The following is a 16,007-nucleotide window of genomic DNA, read 5'->3' as shown; positions in this document are numbered from 1 at the left end:
CTCCCCGGCACCCGGCCGGGGTTGCCCCGGTCGCCGCGATTGTCGGGAAGGGACCTCCTGCGCGTGAAGCCGCTCCGTCTCCGTCTGCTGCTCGGCATCGCCGCGGTGGCCGCGGTGCTGTCCTGGGCCGGTGCCAAGCTCTGGGACGCGCGCGGCGCGCTGCCCGGAGTGCCGGTCTTCGCGCCCTTCGTGATGGCCGGGATCGCGGTGGTGCTGCTGGCCACCGCGATCTCGCTGCGGTCCAGGCTGAAGGCCGTCCGGGAGCGGCAGCCGGGAGCCAAGGGGGTCGACCCGCTCGGTGCGGCCCGGGCCCTGGTGCTGGCCCAGGCCAGCGCACTGGTGTCGGCGGTGGTGTCCGGGGTGTACGCGGGCGTGGGCATCGTGCTGCTCGGCCAGCTCGACATCGCGGTCCGCAGGTCGCAGGCGATCACCGCGGGCTTCGCCGTCCTGGCGGGTGCGGCGGTGATCGCGGTCGCCCTGTGGCTGCAGCACATCTGCCGGCTCCCCGAGGACCACGAGGGCGGCCCGGCCGGCCGGCCGGCCGCCCACCGCTGACCCGACGGGCGCCCCGGCGGACCCTCCACGGACCCCGGCGGACCCCCGCGGACCTGACGGACCTGACGGACCTGACGGAGCGACACCCTCCCCGGCAGGGGGTGCGCACAGGGTCACCCGGCGGTCGCTCGACGTGTTTCCGACGCGCTGTCAAGAGCGGAATGAGTGGCGAGGCTGACAGCGCCCCAATTCGCACGCTAGTTTCTTTGGCATGTCTCGTGGACGCCACCGCCATTCCTCTTTCCTCGGCCGAACCGCACCCCCGGCCGCCACCGGTGTTCTCGTCGTCGCGGCCCTCGCCGCGCTGGTGGCCAGTCCGGACCAGGTGGTCGCCCGCTCGGTCGGCGTCGCGGCGGTCTTCGCGGCCGTCGGCCTCGGCGTGGTGCTGCGCCAGCGCGACAAGGCCGCCCGGGCGGCGGCCCAACTCGCCGTGGTGCAACGGCTGCGGGCCGAGGAGCGGTACGAGGAACAGCTGGCCGAGGCCGAGTACGCGGCCGAGGTCGCGGAGGAGCGCGCGACCAGGTTCGGGCGCCGGCTGACGGCCGAGAAGTCCCGGCTGGCGAAGGCCGAGACGGAGATCGCCCGCCTGCTGCGCGAGCGCGCCGTGACCGTCGCCGAGCAGGCCCTGAAGGACGCGGAGGCGGCCCGGCGGGCGCTGGCGGAGTCCCGCCCCAAGCACCCGGTCGGCCAGGCCGCGTACGTCCGCGCCGCGGCCGCTCTGCGGCACCTGGAGCGGAAGGCGGAGCACGCCGCGGCGCGCCGGGCCGGCGAGGCCAGGACGCAGCTCGCGCCGGGCCGCCACGTGCCGGAGCTGGTCGCGGCCGGTGCGGCGGCGCGGGCCGCCGCGGAGCCGCCGGTCAGGCCGGCGGTGGCCGCCGCGCCGGAGCGGCCCGAGCTGGCCGGCCCGGTGCCGCCCTCGCAGCTGCCCGCCGTCCCCGCCGCACCGGCCGCCACGGTGGTGTCCGGTGGGCGCCAGCGGGTGCGGCCGGCCCAGCCGGGGGCCGGGCGCGGCTCCGGGTTCAGCTTCTTCGGCGGCCGTCCGGGCGCGGCCAGGGCGGCCGTGCGGGCCGCCGCACCGGCGCCGTCCGTCGGTGACCTGGCCGACGTGGTCGGCGACGAGGCGGTGGCGGCCAGTGCCCGCTACGCCGTGCCGCCGGCGCTGTCGACCGATCCGCAGGCCGAGCCCGTGGTGGAGCGGGAGGAGGAGGCGGAGCCGGTGCACGGCCGTCCCGAGGTGGTCGACCTGACCCCGGACGAGGAGACCGAGCTGCTGGAGCTGCCGGAACTGCGGGCGAGCCGGTCGTCCTGACGGCCCGGCAGTCGCGGACGTGACAACGGGCGGCGCCCGGACCCGTGAGGGTCCGGGCGCCGCCCGTTCCGGCGACCGGGCGTGGACGCCTCAGACAGTGACGCCTCAGACGTCCATGCTCCAGCCGTCCACGCTGCAGACGTCTCAGACGTTGACGCCGAAGTCCTGGGCGATGCCGACCAGGCCGGAGGCGTAGCCCTGGCCGACGGCGCGGAACTTCCACTCGGCGCCGTTGCGGTAGAGCTCGCCGAAGATCATGGCGGTCTCGGTGGCGGCGTCCTCGGAGAGGTCGTAGCGGGCGATCTCGGCGCCGCCGTTGGCGTTCAGCACGCGGATGTAGGCGTTGCGGACCTGGCCGAAGCTCTGGCCGCGGGTGACCGCGTCGTAGATCGAGACCGGGAAGGTGATCTTCGTGACGTCGGCCGGCAGCGCGGCGAGGTTCACGTTGATCGCCTCGTCGTCGCCCGCGCCCTCACCGGTGCGGTTGTCGCCGGTGTGGACGACGCTGTTGTCCGGGGTGCTGGTGTTGTTGAAGAAGACGAAGTGGCGGTCGGAGTAGACCTTGCCGCCCTCGTTGAGCACGATCGCGCTCGCGTCCAGGTCGAACTCGGCACCCGTGGTGGTGCGAACGTCCCAGCCGAGGCCGACGGTGACCGCGGTCAGGCCCGGGGCCTCCTTGGTCAGCGAGACGTTGCCACCCTTGGAGAGGCTCACTGGCATGCTGTTTGGTGTCCCTTCGATCGCTTCTGCCGGGAGAACGCGGTCCGGCCCGTCCATGGTTCCATCAGGGCGGCGAGTTCTCTCACGAACCATCACCCGATCGTCACCCGAACCGCCCCACCGGCGCGCCGCGCGCCCCCGTTCAGACCCGCGGGAACCTGCCCTGAACCGTCCAGACCGCCGGGTTGTCGGCGAGTCCGTCGTGCAGGTCGGTGAGGTCGGCCAGGACGTCCTGGAGGAAGTCCCTGGCCTCCCGCCGCAGCTCGGCGTGGCGGACCACCAGCGGTTCGGCGTCCCGGAGCCAGGTGGCGCTGATCTCGACCCAGCCGAACCGGCGGGCGAACCGCAGCAGCTCGGTGTTCTGGGTGAAGTCCAGATCGGCGGTCTGCACGGCGGCGGCCCGGCTGCCCTGCGGGTCGGCGTCCAACTGCTCGACGACGTCGCACAGCGCCCAGGCGAAGTCCAGCACCGGCACCCAGCCCCAGCGCGTGGACAGCTCCTCGCCGTCCAGGTCGAGGTAGACGTCGCCGCAGAACAGGTCGTACCGCAGGCTGCGCACCGAGGCGCCGCGGTAGTCGGTCTGCGGGGGGTCGGGGAAGCGGTTGGACAGGGCGTAGCCGAGCTCGATCACGTACGCCATTGTCCGGCACCGGCGGGGTGCCGCGGTGCCGGGGATAACCGGGTGACCGGTGGCCGTCCGGCGCGGGATGATGGGCGCATGCCTGAGCCCATCCGCGTACGGGGGTCGGTGGTCGTCCCCGACGCCGAGCTCGTCTGGCGCTTCTCCCGTTCGTCCGGCCCCGGTGGGCAGCACGTCAACACCTCCGACACCCAGGTCGAGCTGCGCTACGACCTGGCGGCCAGCGCCGCGCTGCCCGAGGTGTGGAAGGCCCGCGCGCTGGAGCGGCTGGCCGGCCGGCTGGTGGACGGGCGCGTGCTGGTGGTCCGCGCCTCCGAGCACCGCTCGCAGTGGCGCAACCGCGAGGTCGCGGCGGCCCGACTGGCGTCGCTGCTGGGGGAGGCCACGGCGCCGCCGCCGAAGGCCCGCCGGGCGACCCGGCCCAGCCGGGGGATGGTGGAGCGCCGGCTCGACAACAAGCGGCGCCGGGCCGAGCTGAAGCAGGGCCGCAGCAGGCCGCGTCCGGAGTGAGCTGCGGCCGCCCGCGGGGACCGTGCGGGCAGGTGTCCCGAGGGTCAGCCGATCCGGCGGTAGCCGCCGCGGAAGTACAGCAGCGGGCGCTCGGACGGTCCGGGGACGGTGGCCTCCAGCACCCGGGCGATCACCAGCACGTGGTCGCCGGCCTCGACGCGCTGCTCGGTGCGGCACTCCAGGGTGGCCAGCGCCCGGTCGACCAGGGGCGCGCCCGACCACCGGCCGCGGCGGTGCGGGGTGTCGGCGAACAGCAGCCGGTCGCTGAGCCGGCCCTTCATGGCGAACCGCGAGGCGAGGGTGCGCTGCTCCTCGGCGAGCAGCGAGACCGCCCAGCCGTCCACCCGGGCGAGCAGCTCGTCCATCCGTGAGTCCGTCCGGACCGAGACCAGCACCAGCGGCGGGTCGAGCGACACCGAGAGCACCGAGGTCGCGGTCATCCCCACGTCCTCGCCGTCCTCCGGGTCGTGGGCGGTCACCAGCGACACCCCGGAGGCGAGCTGGCCGAGGGCGGCCCGGAACTCGTCGGGGGTCGCCACCGGGACGGCCGGGGCGGCGGGAGCGGCGGAGGGCTGTGGGGAGCTGTGCACGTACCGCACGGTAGTCGTCCGGCCCGGCCGCCGGTATCGGGCCCTGGTCGTAGGACCGGATCGGCCCGTCGCCCTGGACGGGTGCGGCCGGGGGGCTGGTCCCGCTCACTCCCAGGGGTGATGATGCAGGGCCCGGCGCCCGCCCCGGCACGCCGGTCGAGGGGCCGTGGTGGCCGGGTGCCGGACGGTCCGGCGTCAGGGAATGTCCCGGTATCGGATGACTCAAAGCGCCCGAACCGGTTCAACCCTGTGTGATTTGAGTCACAGTGGCTACCTATTGCTGACCGAGCGTGCCTATCGCAGTGCTCCCTGTGATTCAGTTCTTCTGGCAATCGGACGATAACCAGTCACGAACAATCCGAAGCAGCCGGGGAGCCCCCGCATGGAAGCCGAGTCGGAGCCCTACGTCCGCCTCGCGACCCTCCGCACCTTGCACCGGGTCGTGGCGGACCTCAACGCTGCCCGGAGCCTGGCCGGCACCCTCCAGGCCGTGGTCGAGGGCGCCGTGCACGGGCTCGGATTCGACGCCGCCGCGGTCAGCCTGGTCCGACCGGACGGGGACCTGGTGGTCGCCGCGGTCTGGGAGATCGAGGAGAGCGCCCTCGGCGGGCCCGCCGTGCTGCTCGGCCAGGTCGGCTCCCGCGAGTCCTGGGAGCGGCTGCTGGGCGTCTGCGACCACTGGGGCACCCTGCGCTTCCTGCCGCACGACCGCGGCTGGGCGGTCGCCTCGGACATCCCGACCTGGACCGGCGACGGCCCGCTGCCGGTGTACGCCAACGACTGGCACCCCAACGACGCCCTGCTCGCCCCGATGTACAGCGCCGGCGGCGACCTGCTCGGCGTGCTCTCGGTGGACCGCCCGCGCAGCGGCAAGCGCCCGGGCGCCTGGACCCGCGAGGCCCTGGAGATGTTCTCGCTCCAGGCGTCGATCGCCATCGGGAACGCGAGGCTACGCGCGGAGATGCAGCGCGCGCTGGCCCGGCTGGAGAAGGAGCAGCAGGCCCTGCGGGCCAGCGAGGAGAGCTTCCGGCAGGCCTTCGAGTACGCGCCCAGCGGGATGGCCATCACCGAGTTGCACGGGGACGCGATGGGCCAGCTGACCCGGGTCAACGACGCGCTCTGCCGCCTGCTCGGCCGGCCTCGGGCCACCCTGCGCCAGCAGCGCTTCGCCGACCTGGTCCACCCCGAGGACCTGGCGCTGCTCCTGCGCACCAGCGCCGAGGGCGGCCGGGCGGAGCTGCGGCTGTCCCGCCGGGACGGCGGCTACCAGTGGGTCTGTCTGCGCAACTCGGTGGTGGCCGACGCCGCCGAGGGGCCGAGCTTCCTGCTCACCCACGTCGAGGACATCGAGGACCGCAAGAAGCACGAGCTCCAGCTCGCCCACCGGGCCAGCCACGACGCCCTGACCGGCCTGCCCAACGGCGCCGAGCTGCGGGCCAGGCTCGGCCGCCGGCTGTGTGCCGCGCCGCAGGGGCCGGGGGGCGCGGCCGCGCACGGCGCGGCGTACGGAGCGGGCTACGGCGCGGTGGCGGCCGGACACGCCCCGCTGCCCCAGGCCGCCGTGCACGACGCCCAGGACATCGCCTTCGGGGCGTCCTACGGCCCCGCCCACGAGCCCGTCCACGGCGGTTCCTCCTACAGCGCCTCCTACGGCGCCCACGGGGGCTTCGAGGGCCTGGACGCGGGCGTCCCGCCGCACGGCTACGGCCACCCGGAGGAGTCGCTGCACCTCGACGTCGACGCGTTCGACGGCGGCTACCCGCTGCGCGGCCGGGAGCCGGCCGCCGACCACGTGCACGCCGTCGTTCCCGGCGACCCGCCGGCCGGTGAGGTCTGGGGGGCAGCCCGCCGGACCGCCCCGCCGGGCGAGAAGGGCCTCGCGGTGCTCTTCTGCGACCTGGACGGCTTCAAGTCGGTCAACGACCGGTTCGGCCACAACGCCGGCGACGCGGTGCTGATCGAGGTGGCCCGCCGGCTCCAGCAGGTGGTCCGGGAGGGCGACACGGTGGCCCGGATGGGCGGCGACGAGTTCGTCGTGCTGGCCGACGGCATCGGCCGCGAGGAGGCCAAGGACCTGGCCGGACGGCTGCGCAACGCGATCATCCCGCCGATGCGGATCGACAACCGGGCGATGCGGGTCGGGGTCAGTCTGGGCATCGGCTGGGCGGGCTGCGGGATGAGCATCGAGGAGGTGCTGCACGCCGCCGACGAGCGGATGTACGACGAGAAGCGGGCCCGCGGGAGCGCCGTGCGCGGGGCGCGGGGCGACCGTTCGCACCGCCGCGCGGGCTGAGCCGGGCGGGAGCGGCCGAGCGCAGATCAGACCGTTTTCCCGGTAGTCCGGGGCGGCAGGTAGGGTGCCCGGGTACGAGCGTCCACCACTGACCGTACGGCATGCTCCGTGCGGCCCGCCGCGATGGGGAGTTGAACCACCGTGACCACGGCCGGCAGCAACGGCACACCCGAGGGCGCGGGCGACGACGACCCGTTCGCCTACCTCTACCGCCCCGCCGAGGGCGAGACGGCTCCGCAGCAGCAGCCGCGCAGCGCGTACAGCAGGCCGATGGAGGTCGGCCGGGCCCAGTACGGCGCGCCGGCCGCGGCGCCCACGCAGCAGTTCCCGCAGCCCCCGCAGCCCGCATCGGTGCCGCAGCAGAGCCGGTACGCCGAGCGCTCGCGCCCGCAGCCGGGCGACGACCGGCCCGGTGGCGGCCGGGGCAAGGCCGCGGTGATCGGCGCGGTCGCGGTGATCGCCGCCGTCGCGGTCGGCGCGGGCATCGCGCTGTCCACCGGCGACGCGGACGGCAAGTCCGGGGCGAAGGGCACCCAGAGCAGCGCGCCGGCCGCGGCGCAGTCCTCGGCGGCGCCCCCGGCGTCGCCGGCGGCCTCGCCCAGCCCGACGGCGGACGGCAACCCGATCGCGGACGCCTCGAAGCTGCAGGGCCAGAACGCCCAGGCGGGCAACTCGGTCAAGGGGGCGATCTCGGCGGACGGCGGCTACCTCACGCTGCAGGCCGGATCCTCGGTGACCTGGACGATCTCGGTGCCGACCGCCGGTCAGTACAAGCTCTGGCTGCACTTCAACAACTCGGTCGCCGACCTGCCGGCCACGGTCACGGTCAACGGCGCGGAGCACCAGGGCGGCGTCACCCTCAAGAACTACGGCAAGGGCGGCACCGACCCGGAGCGGTCCTGGTTCAGCACCAACATATGGCCGCAGATGCAGGCCGGGACGAACACCGTGACGGTGACCATCCCGGCCGGCGGCGGCGGTTCGGTCCTGCTCGATCAGGTGGCGCTGACCGCGATGTCGGTCACCGACTACCCGAAGCGCTGACCACCCCGGCCAGGTGGGCGACCACCTCGGCCATCGCGGCGCGGGCGGGCGCCAGGTAGGTGCGCGGGTCGCTGACCCGGTCGTCCCCGGCCAGGTGCCGGCGGACGGCCGGGGTGAAGGCGGTGTTCAGCGCCGTGCCGACGTTGACCTTCACCAGGCCGGCCGCCAGGCCCGCCGTCAGCTCCTCGTCCGGGACGCCCGAACTGCCGTGCAGCACCAGCGGGACGGTCACCGCGGCGGCGAGCCGGCGGATCAGCCCGTGGTCGAGCGCGGCGGAGCGGGTGGTCATCGCGTGCGAGCTGCCGACCGCGACCGCCAGCGCGTCCACCCCGGTCTCGGCGACGTACCGCGCGGCCTCGTCCGGGTCGGTCCGGGCGCCGGGGGCGTGCGGGGAGAGCGGCGGTTCGCCGTCCTTGCCGCCGACCCGGCCGAGTTCGGCCTCCAGGTGCAGGCCGTGCCGGTGGGCCCAGGCGGTGGCCTCCGCGGTGGCCTTGACGTTCTCCGCGTGCGGCAGGGCCGAGGCGTCGAACATCGCGGAGGAGAAGCCGGCCGAGGGCGCGGCCCGCAGCAGGTCCTCGTCCTCGACGTGGTCGAGGTGCAGCGACAGCGGCACCCGGGCGGCGGCGGCCACCTCGGCGCAGGCCCGGGCGAGCGGGAGCAGCCGCCCGCCGTGGAAGGCGACCGCGTTCTGACTGATCTGCAGGATCGCCGCGGTGCCGGCGCGTTCGGCGCCGGTGGCGATCGCCTCGGCGTGCTCCAGCGTGATCACGTTGAAGGCCGGCAGGCCACGCCGCTCGGTGACGGCGGCGGCGAGCAGGTCGGCGGTACGGGCAAGAGGCATGGGAGTCCCCCGGAAGGTGAGTAGCGGGACGCGGCACCGCTACTCACCCCCGGCAGGACGGGAGTTCAGGCCGCGTGGGCCCGGGCGAGGCGGTCCGCGCCGACGATCCACTCGCCGCGGCGCATCACCGCGACGAGCTCGTGGGTGTCGGAGTCGAGGACGACGAGGTCGGCGTTCTTGCCGGCCTCCAGGGAGCCGATCGAGTCGCTCAGCCCGAGCAGGCGGGCCGGGACGGTGGACAGGGACTGCACGGCCTGTTCGAGGCTCAGGCCGTTGACGGTGACGGAGCGCCGCAGCGCCACGTCGAGGGTGAGGGTGGAGCCGGCGATGGAGCCGCCCTCGACGAGCCGGGCGACGCCGTTCTCCACCCGCACCTGGAGCGGGCCGAGCGGGTAGAGCCCGTCGCCCATGCCGGCCGCGCCCATCGCGTCGGTGATCAGCGCGACCCGGTGCGCGCCGGCGGTGCCGTACGCCAGGTCCAGCACGGACGGGTGCAGGTGGACGCCGTCGTTGATGAGCTCGACGGTGACCCGCTCGTCCTCCAGCAGCGCCACGATCGGGCCGGGGGCGCGGTGCTGGATGCCCGGCATCGCGTTGAACAGGTGGGTGGCGACGGTGGCGCCGGCCTCGATCGCCTCCAGGGTCTTGGTGTAGTCGGAGTCGGTGTGGCCGACCGCCGCGATGATGCCGAGGTCGGCCAGCATCCGGACGGACTCCAGGCCGCCCGGCAGTTCCGGGGCGAGGGTGAACATCCGGGCGTGGCCGCGGGCCGCGTCCGCCAGCTTGCGCACCAGCGCCGGGTCCGGGTCGCGCAGCAGGTCGGGGCGGTGGGCGCCGCACCGGTTGTGCGAGATGAACGGCCCCTCGAAGTGGATGCCGGCCAGCACGCCGTCCTCGACCAGCTCGGACAGCACCGCGGCCTGGTGGCACAGTTCGTCGATCTCGCCGGTGACCGTGGAGGCGACGGTGGTGGTGGTGCCGTGCTCCAGGTGCGTCCGGGCCGCCCGCAGGGCCTCCTCGGCCACTCCGGAGGTGTACGAGGCACCGCCGCCGCCGTGCACGTGGAGGTCGACGAACCCGGGCACCACGGTGCGTCCGGTGAGGTCGAGGTCGCCGGGCCGGGACTCGCCGCCGACGGACGCGATCCGCGACCCCTCGACGGTGATCCGGCCGTTGTCGACGACGCCGCCGGGCAGGACCAGACGGGCGCCGGCCAGTGCAGTACGGTCCGCGGTTGTCACGCGGTCACCTCCATGGAGAGCAGATCCCAGGCGAGCAGGCCAGCGCCCAGGGACGCGGCGGTGTCTTTGAGCATGGCCGGAACGACCATCGGGGGCATCTGGAAGGTCAGCCGCTCGTTCACCGCGTCGCGCAGTGGCGTGAAGAGGGTGTCACCGGCCTCCGCCAGCCCGCCGCCGACGATCACCGTCGACGGGTCGAGCAGGCTCTGGGCCAGCACGATCCCGTCGGCGAGGGCGTCGACCGCGGTCCGCCAGACCCCGACCGCCCGCTCGTCCCCGGCGTCGACGGCCAGCGCACAGGCCGCGGCGTCGGCGAAGGGGTCGCCGCTGGCCTCGGCCCACGCCCGGGAGACCGCCGAGGCCGAGGCCAGGGTCTCCAGGCAGCCGGCCGCGCCGCAGCCGCACCGCGGCCCGCCGGGGCGGACCACCACGTGGCCGATCTCGCCGCCGTAGCCGTGCGCGCCCGCCTCGATCCGTCCACCGATGCCGATGGCGCCGGCGATGCCGGTGCCGAGCGCGATGAACAGGAAGCGGTCGACCCCGCGGCCGGCGCCGATCCGGCCCTCGGCCAGCCCGCCGGAGCGGACGTCGTGGCCGAGGGCGACCGGCAGGCCGCCGAGCCGCTCGCCGAGCAGCTTGCGCAGCGGGAGGTCCCGCCAGCCGAGGTTGGCGGAGAAGACCGCGATCCCGTTCCTCTCGTCGATCGTCCCCGGCACCGCGACGCCGGCGGCGAGGGGCGCGCAGCCGAAGCGGCTGCGGCCCTCGTCCGCCAGGTCGGCGGCGAAGTCGAGGATGGTGGCGACGACGGCTTCGGTGCCGCGCTCCCGCCCGGTCGGTCGGCGTGCTTCGAACAGCACGGAGCCGTCCTGGGCGAGCAGCGCGGCCTTCATGCCGGTGCCGCCTACATCGAGTGCGATGACGTGCTTCACGGGGGACAGTTTCCCTTGCCCGAGTCGAAGAGGTCTAGTCCAGTTGCCCGATTGGTCTGGTCCATGGGAGGTGAGGTTTGTCGCGCTTGGGTGCCTGCTGAGGGGTTTGTGGATCCTCGGGCAACCTTCCTTCCGGTCGTGCCCGTGGCGCCCGGGGGTCGCCGCGGGCTCAGGCCAGGATGACGGACCGGGTCAGGTTGCGGGGCTTGTCCGGGTCGAGACCACGCGATTCGGCGACCGCGATGGCCAGCCGGTGGACGCGCACCAGGTCCGCCAGTGGGTCGATGCCGCCGGGGCCGGAGTCCGCGACCAGCCGCCCGCCGACCCCGTCGACCTGCTCGGCCAGGCCCTCGGGCAGTGCCCCGAAGCCCCAGACCGCGCGGCCCGGCGCGGTGATGCTGATCGGGCCGTGCCGGTACTCCATGGCCGGGTAGGCCTCCGTCCAGGCCAGTGCCGCCTCGCGCATCTTCAGACCGGCCTCCTGGGCCAGCCCGTTGGTCCAGCCCGCACCGAGGAAGGTGAACTGCTCGCAGGCCACCAGCTCCGCCGGCAACCGCTCGGCCAGTGCCCGCTCGGCGTCCTCGGCGGCGGCGGCCACCGTGCCGACCCCGGCCGGACGGGCCCCCTCGACCTCCAGGTGCGCGCGCAGCAGTGCGAGCGCGGTGGTGGCGAAGCGGGTCTGCACCACCGAGCGCTCGTCGGCGAAGCCGAGGTCGACCAGCCGGTCGGCGGCCGCGGCGATGGGCTGCGAGACGTCCCCGGTGATCGCGGTGCTGGGGGTGTCGATCCGGCCGAGCAGGTCGAGCACCTCGGTGGTGGTGCCCGAGCGGCTGATCGCCACCACCCGGTCGTAGCGGCGGTGGTAGGGGAACTCCGAGGCCGCGAAGGCGTCCGTCTCGCCGTGGCCGCCGGCCTCGCGCAGGGCCGCGTAGGACTGCGCCATGAACCACGGGGTCCCGCAGCCGACCACGGCCACGCGCTCGCCGCGTCGCGGCAGGGCGGCGCCCGCCTCGGCCGCCAGGGAGGCGGCGGTGCGCCAGTCGGCGGGCTGGGTGGCGAGCTCCTCGCCGGTCAGGGATGGATGGGGCATCGGGTGGGCTCCTCGGGTCGGCACTCCGGTCCAGGCAACGAGTGATGCGTGAAGCTGATTGATTTATAGCTTTTTCGAGCATCATTGCGCAATGGTGCTCGCCGTCCCGATCGGAGGATCCCGCATCGGCACGCGGGGATGTGACAAGCTGTCCCCGCTTCGCGCGCGGTCCCGTGCGACTCCCGGAGCAGGCCGAACGTGCGAGGAGGGGCGGCACCGCGTGTCCAGGTACGAGCGTTGGAACTCACTGCTGGAGCTGCTCGCCGAGCACGGCAAGCTGGAGGTCGAGGAGGCCGCCGACGCGCTCGGGGTGTCCGCCGCCACGATCCGGCGCGACCTCGACCAGCTGGCCCGCCAGCAGATGGTCACCCGCACCCGCGGTGGCGCGGTGGCGCACCACGTCTCGTACGACCTGCCGCTGCGCTACAAGTCGGCCCGGCACGCGGACGCCAAGCAGCGGATCGGCGCCGCGGTGGCCGCGCTGATCGCACCCGGCGAGGTGGTCGGCCTCAACGGCGGCACCACCACCACCGAGGTGGCCCGCGCGCTGGCCGTCCGCCCGGAGGTGGCCGAGCGGCCGGAGAACGGCCCGGGGCAGCCCCTCACCGTCGTCACCAACGCGCTCAACATCGCCAACGAGCTGACCGTCCGTCCGCAGGTCAAGATCGTGGTGACCGGCGGCGTCGCCCGTCCGCAGTCGTACGAGCTGATCGGCCCGCTGGCCGGCCTGGTGCTGGGCGAACTCGCCCTGGACATCACGGTGCTGGGAGTGGACGCGGTGGACGTCGAGCACGGTGCGACCGCCCACCACGAGGGCGAGGCCAGCGTGAACCGGATGCTCGCCGAGCGGGCCCGCCGGGTGGTGGTGGCCGCCGACTCCTCCAAGGTCGGACACCGCGCCTTCGCCCGGATCTGCGGTCTCGACCGGGTGGACACCCTCGTCACCGACGCCGGTGTCGACGCCGAACTGGCCGCCGCCTTCACGGAGGCGGGCGTCGAGGTGATCACGGCCTGAACGGGACGTGGGGCCCCCGCGCAGGTCCGGGGGAGACCCGGCGGAGGGTGTCCTCGATGTCACGAAAGGCCCGAATCCGGTTGCGCCTGATGCAACGTCAGGAGACAACTCGGTAACTAACACCGCAAGAGGTATGGACCACCCAGGAGAAGCCTGTCAGGGTGGCGCCGGTCTCCTCCCCCGAAGGCGGTAAACCGAGTTGAACAGCGCGGCCCAGCAAAGACCGACTCGCACGTCCTGTCGCCCGGCCCTCGCGGCGGCCCTCTCCGGCGCCCTCCTGCTGACCGGCTGCGGCACGGTCGGCAGTGACGACAGCGGCCCGGTCACCCTCCGGCTGGTGGCCGCCGACTACGGCGACACCGAGGCCACCAGCACCACCCACTACTGGAACGACCTGGTGAGCCGCTTCGAGGCGACCAACCCGGGCTTCAAGGTCTCGGTGGAGGTGGTCAGTTGGAACGACATCGACAAGCGGGTGGCCGAACTGATCGCCACCGGCAAGACCCCCGACGTGGTGCAGACCGGCGGCTACGCCGACCAGGTCGCGGCCGACCGGCTCTACCCGGCCGGGGAGGTGCTGTCGATCGACACCCAGGCCAACATGATCGACGTGTTCGCCAAGGCCGGCCAGGTGCTCGGCAGCCAGTACGGCATCCCGTTCGTCGCCTCCACCCGGGTCTTCGTCTACAACAAGACGATCTTCCAGAAGGTCGGCATCAGCGGCCCGCCCGCCACCTGGGAGGACCTGCGCAAGGACGCCGAGCTGATCAAGTCCAAGCAGCCCGGCACCATCCCGTACGCGCTGCCGCTCGGGCCCGAGGAGGCCCAGGGCGAGTCCATGATCTGGACCATGAGCGGCGGCGGCACGCTGGCCGACAACGCCGGCAACTACACCGTCGACAGCCAGCCCAACCGGGACACCTTCAAGTGGCTGCGCACCAACCTGGTGGACCGTCACCTCACCTATCCCGACCCGTCGACGGTCGACCGCAAGACCGCCTTCACGGACTTCGCGACCGGCAAGGTCGCCATGCTGAACGGGCACCCCGGGCTGGTCGCCAAGGCGATCGACGCGAAGGTCGAGTACGGCACGGCGGCCATCCCGCGCAAGGACGCCGGTGCCAAGCCGAGCACCCTCGGCGTGGCCGACTGGATGATGGCCTTCAAGGCCAACGGCCACAAGGCCGAGATCAAGAAGTTCCTCAACTTCGTGTACGCGAAGGAGAACACGCTCAAGTTCGACGAGCAGTACAACCTGCTGCCGGTCACCCAGGACACCAAGGACGAGATGATCGGCAGCGGCAAGCACCCCGACCTCACCGAGTTCCTGAACGCCCTGCCGACCGCCAACTTCTACCCGCTCGGCGACCCCTCCTGGGACAAGGTCAGCGGGCTGCTGAAGGCGAAGATCGGCGGAGCGGTGAAACCGGGCGGCGAGGGCGTGCTGGCCGAGCTCCAGGCCTCGGCCGCCCAGGAGGCCGGCCGGGCCCGCGCCGCCGCCGGCCACTGACGTCCGCCGGCCACCGACGGCCGCGGGGCACCGACGGCCGCGGGGACCGGGGCGGGCACGGGGGCGGGGCGGTGGGCGGCGGCGGCCGCGGTCAGAGGTTGATCGAGTAGGCCTTGCGCAGCGTCTCGTGCACCGTCCAGGTGGTGCGGTCGCCCTCCCGCAGGACGGCGAGGTCACCCGGACCGACCTCCAGCGTCGGGCCGTCCTCGAACTCGATGGTGGCCCGGCCGCTGACCACGACGAACAGCTCGTCGGCCTCGGTGTCGGTGACCACGCCGGGGGTGATCTGCCAGATGCCGCGGACCTGCCTGCCGTCCGGGGACTCCCAGAGCACCTTGCCGGACACCTCGGGGGAGCCGGAGACGATCTGGGCGGGGTCGAGCGGGTCGGGTTCGAGCTCGGCGTCGGGGATGTGCACCGCGAAACTGTTGGTCATGATCCCGACGCTAGCCGCCGGCGGCCCCGGCCGGCGGACGCAGAGTGTGTCGGGGCGGGCGGGCAGAATGACACCTCGTAAGCGGAGGTGACCATGGCTGAGCTGAGTGAGCGCGATCGCGCGGTGCTGGCGCTGGAGGCGCGGGCCTGGCGGACGGCCGGCGCCAAGGAGCGGGCCGTCCGGGAGGAGCTGGGCATCTCCGGCACCCGGTACTACCAGCTGCTCAACGCGCTGCTCGACCGGCCGGAGGCGCTCGCCCACGCACCGGTGCTGGTCAACCGCCTCCGGCGGATCCGGCAGGCCCGGCGCGACGCGCGCTGAGGCGGGCGGGTCGTGGCGGCCTGGCGCGGGCGGGTCGCGTCCGCCGGGCGCGGGCGCGCGGGCAGGCATCGGCCCGGCGGGTCTGGGTACGGTCGTGGGCATGGGTATGCCTGAGAACGTGACGCCCCGGACCGCCGCGGGCCGGGAGGGGCTGGCCGCGCTGCTGGCCGAGCCCGGGCGGGGCGCGGTGGGGCTGGACTTCGACGGGACGCTGGCGCCGATCGTCGCCGACCCGGAGCGGGCCCGGGCGCACCCCGGGGTGGTGCCCGCGCTCGCCGCGCTGGCGCCGCTGGTCGGTTCCGTGGTGGTGGTGACCGGGCGGCCCGCCGCACTGGCGGTGGAGTACGGCGGCTTCGCCGGCGTCCCCGGGCTCGAACACCTGACCGTCCTGGGGCACTACGGTGCCGAGCGCTGGGACGCCCGCACCGGGCGGATCACCGCCCCCGAGCCGCCCGCGGGGGTGGCGGCGGTCCGCGCGGAGCTGCCCGCCGTGCTGGCCCGGGCCGGCGCACCCGACGGCACCTGGACCGAGGACAAGGGGCGCGCGCTGGCCGTGCACACCCGGCGCACCGACCGGCCGGAGGAGGCGCTGGAGCTGCTGCGCGGGCCCCTCGACGAGCTCGCGGCCGCGCACGGCCTGATGGTCGAGCCGGGCCGGATGGTGCTGGAGCTGCGCCCGCCGGGGGTGGACAAGGGCGCGGCGCTGACCGCCTTCCTCACCGAGCGGGAGCTGCGGACGGTGCTGTACGCCGGCGACGACCTCGGCGACCTGCCCGCGTACGCGGCCGTGGAACGGCGCCGCGCCGAGGGCCTGGCCGGTCTGCTGGTGTGCAGCGCGCCGGACGGCGGCGAGGCCCCGGTCCGCGACCTCGCCGACCGGGCGGACCTGGTGGTCCCCGGCCCCGCCGGCGTGGTCGCACTGCTCGCCGCCCTCGCGGGCCGGCTCGGCCGAGCGCGTTGAGG

Annotated in this window: 17 protein-coding genes; 9 read left to right on the top strand and 8 right to left on the bottom strand. The window is 74.5% G+C overall.

Annotation, left to right across the window (positions count from 1 at the left end):
* Positions 1-63: 63 nt before the first annotated feature.
* Positions 64-555 (top strand): DUF3180 domain-containing protein, encoded by a 492-nt coding sequence (locus ACIOFR_RS09080; protein ID WP_400993843.1) that lies wholly within the window; start codon positions 64-66, stop codon positions 553-555.
* Positions 556-766: 211 nt separating this feature from the next.
* Complete coding sequence (locus tag ACIOFR_RS09075; protein WP_400993840.1) at positions 767-1,864, top strand: hypothetical protein; 1,098 nt, start codon at positions 767-769, stop codon at positions 1,862-1,864.
* Positions 1,865-2,008: 144 nt separating this feature from the next.
* On the opposite strand, the gene ACIOFR_RS09070 is transcribed toward ACIOFR_RS09075, so the two are convergent.
* Positions 2,009-2,584 carry a TerD family protein gene (locus tag ACIOFR_RS09070; RefSeq protein ID WP_033819606.1) on the bottom strand — a complete coding sequence of 192 codons (576 nt, stop codon included), beginning with the start codon at positions 2,582-2,584 and terminating at the stop codon, positions 2,009-2,011.
* Between the two features lie 142 nt (positions 2,585-2,726).
* A complete protein-coding gene (locus ACIOFR_RS09065; protein WP_400993837.1) occupies positions 2,727-3,224 on the bottom strand; it encodes a hypothetical protein in 498 nt (165 codons plus the stop codon).
* A 78-nt stretch (positions 3,225-3,302) separates the two neighbouring features.
* On the opposite strand from ACIOFR_RS09065, the gene arfB reads away from it, so the two are divergent.
* Complete coding sequence (arfB, locus tag ACIOFR_RS09060; RefSeq protein WP_371498586.1) at positions 3,303-3,734, top strand: alternative ribosome rescue aminoacyl-tRNA hydrolase ArfB; 432 nt, start codon at positions 3,303-3,305, stop codon at positions 3,732-3,734.
* 44 nt (positions 3,735-3,778) lie between these two features.
* Here the strand turns inward: arfB and ACIOFR_RS09055 are convergent, their stop codons facing one another.
* On the bottom strand, positions 3,779-4,324 hold the full coding sequence (locus ACIOFR_RS09055; protein ID WP_400993835.1) for a flavin reductase family protein: 546 nt from the start codon (positions 4,322-4,324) through the stop codon (positions 3,779-3,781).
* Between the two features lie 382 nt (positions 4,325-4,706).
* Here ACIOFR_RS09055 and ACIOFR_RS09050 point away from each other — a divergent pair, with 382 nt between their 5' ends.
* Positions 4,707-6,617, top strand: coding sequence for a diguanylate cyclase domain-containing protein (locus ACIOFR_RS09050; RefSeq protein ID WP_400993833.1), 1,911 nt, complete (start codon positions 4,707-4,709; stop codon positions 6,615-6,617).
* 141 nt (positions 6,618-6,758) lie between these two features.
* Positions 6,759-7,661 carry a hypothetical protein gene (locus tag ACIOFR_RS09045; RefSeq protein ID WP_400993830.1) on the top strand — a complete coding sequence of 301 codons (903 nt, stop codon included), beginning with the start codon at positions 6,759-6,761 and terminating at the stop codon, positions 7,659-7,661.
* On the opposite strand, the gene ACIOFR_RS09040 is transcribed toward ACIOFR_RS09045, so the two are convergent.
* The 4 genes from ACIOFR_RS09040 to ACIOFR_RS09025 form a co-directional block, all read right to left on the bottom strand.
* Entirely contained in the window at positions 7,639-8,502 is an 864-nt protein-coding gene (locus tag ACIOFR_RS09040; protein ID WP_400993828.1) for a class II fructose-bisphosphate aldolase, read from the bottom strand. The two genes, ACIOFR_RS09045 and ACIOFR_RS09040, sit on opposite strands and share 23 nt — an antisense overlap.
* A gap of 65 nt (positions 8,503-8,567) precedes the next feature.
* The gene (gene nagA / locus ACIOFR_RS09035) at positions 8,568-9,743 is read right to left on the bottom strand and encodes an N-acetylglucosamine-6-phosphate deacetylase (protein WP_400993826.1); all 1,176 of its coding nucleotides are present in this window, start codon (positions 9,741-9,743) and stop codon (positions 8,568-8,570) included.
* Entirely contained in the window at positions 9,740-10,672 is a 933-nt protein-coding gene (locus ACIOFR_RS09030) for an ROK family protein (RefSeq protein ID WP_400993823.1), read from the bottom strand. The genes nagA and ACIOFR_RS09030 overlap by 4 nt, the downstream gene beginning before the upstream one ends.
* A 169-nt stretch (positions 10,673-10,841) precedes the next feature.
* A complete protein-coding gene (locus tag ACIOFR_RS09025) occupies positions 10,842-11,762 on the bottom strand; it encodes an SIS domain-containing protein (protein ID WP_400993820.1) in 921 nt (306 codons plus the stop codon).
* Between the two features lie 220 nt (positions 11,763-11,982).
* Between ACIOFR_RS09025 and ACIOFR_RS09020 the strand changes: the two genes are divergently transcribed.
* Positions 11,983-12,777 (top strand): DeoR/GlpR family DNA-binding transcription regulator, encoded by a 795-nt coding sequence (locus ACIOFR_RS09020; RefSeq protein WP_400993818.1) that lies wholly within the window; start codon positions 11,983-11,985, stop codon positions 12,775-12,777.
* A gap of 199 nt (positions 12,778-12,976) precedes the next feature.
* Complete coding sequence (locus ACIOFR_RS09015) at positions 12,977-14,287, top strand: extracellular solute-binding protein (protein WP_400993815.1); 1,311 nt, start codon at positions 12,977-12,979, stop codon at positions 14,285-14,287.
* Positions 14,288-14,378: 91 nt separating this feature from the next.
* Here the strand turns inward: ACIOFR_RS09015 and ACIOFR_RS09010 are convergent, their stop codons facing one another.
* Positions 14,379-14,723: a cupin domain-containing protein gene (locus ACIOFR_RS09010; protein WP_400993812.1), complete on the bottom strand. Its 345-nt coding sequence runs from the start codon at positions 14,721-14,723 to the stop codon at positions 14,379-14,381.
* A 93-nt stretch (positions 14,724-14,816) separates the two neighbouring features.
* On the opposite strand from ACIOFR_RS09010, the gene ACIOFR_RS09005 reads away from it, so the two are divergent.
* A complete protein-coding gene (locus tag ACIOFR_RS09005) occupies positions 14,817-15,044 on the top strand; it encodes a DUF3263 domain-containing protein (RefSeq protein WP_371498597.1) in 228 nt (75 codons plus the stop codon).
* A gap of 100 nt (positions 15,045-15,144) precedes the next feature.
* A complete protein-coding gene (otsB, locus tag ACIOFR_RS09000) occupies positions 15,145-16,005 on the top strand; it encodes a trehalose-phosphatase (RefSeq protein ID WP_400993809.1) in 861 nt (286 codons plus the stop codon).
* Positions 16,006-16,007 lie beyond the last annotated feature (2 nt).

This window comes from Kitasatospora sp. NPDC088346, from assembly GCF_044740765.1.
In the GTDB taxonomy this organism is placed as follows: Bacteria; Actinomycetota; Actinomycetes; order Streptomycetales; family Streptomycetaceae; genus Kitasatospora.
Note: the sequence above shows the minus strand (reverse complement) of the source record. Positions and strands in the feature narration are given on the sequence as shown.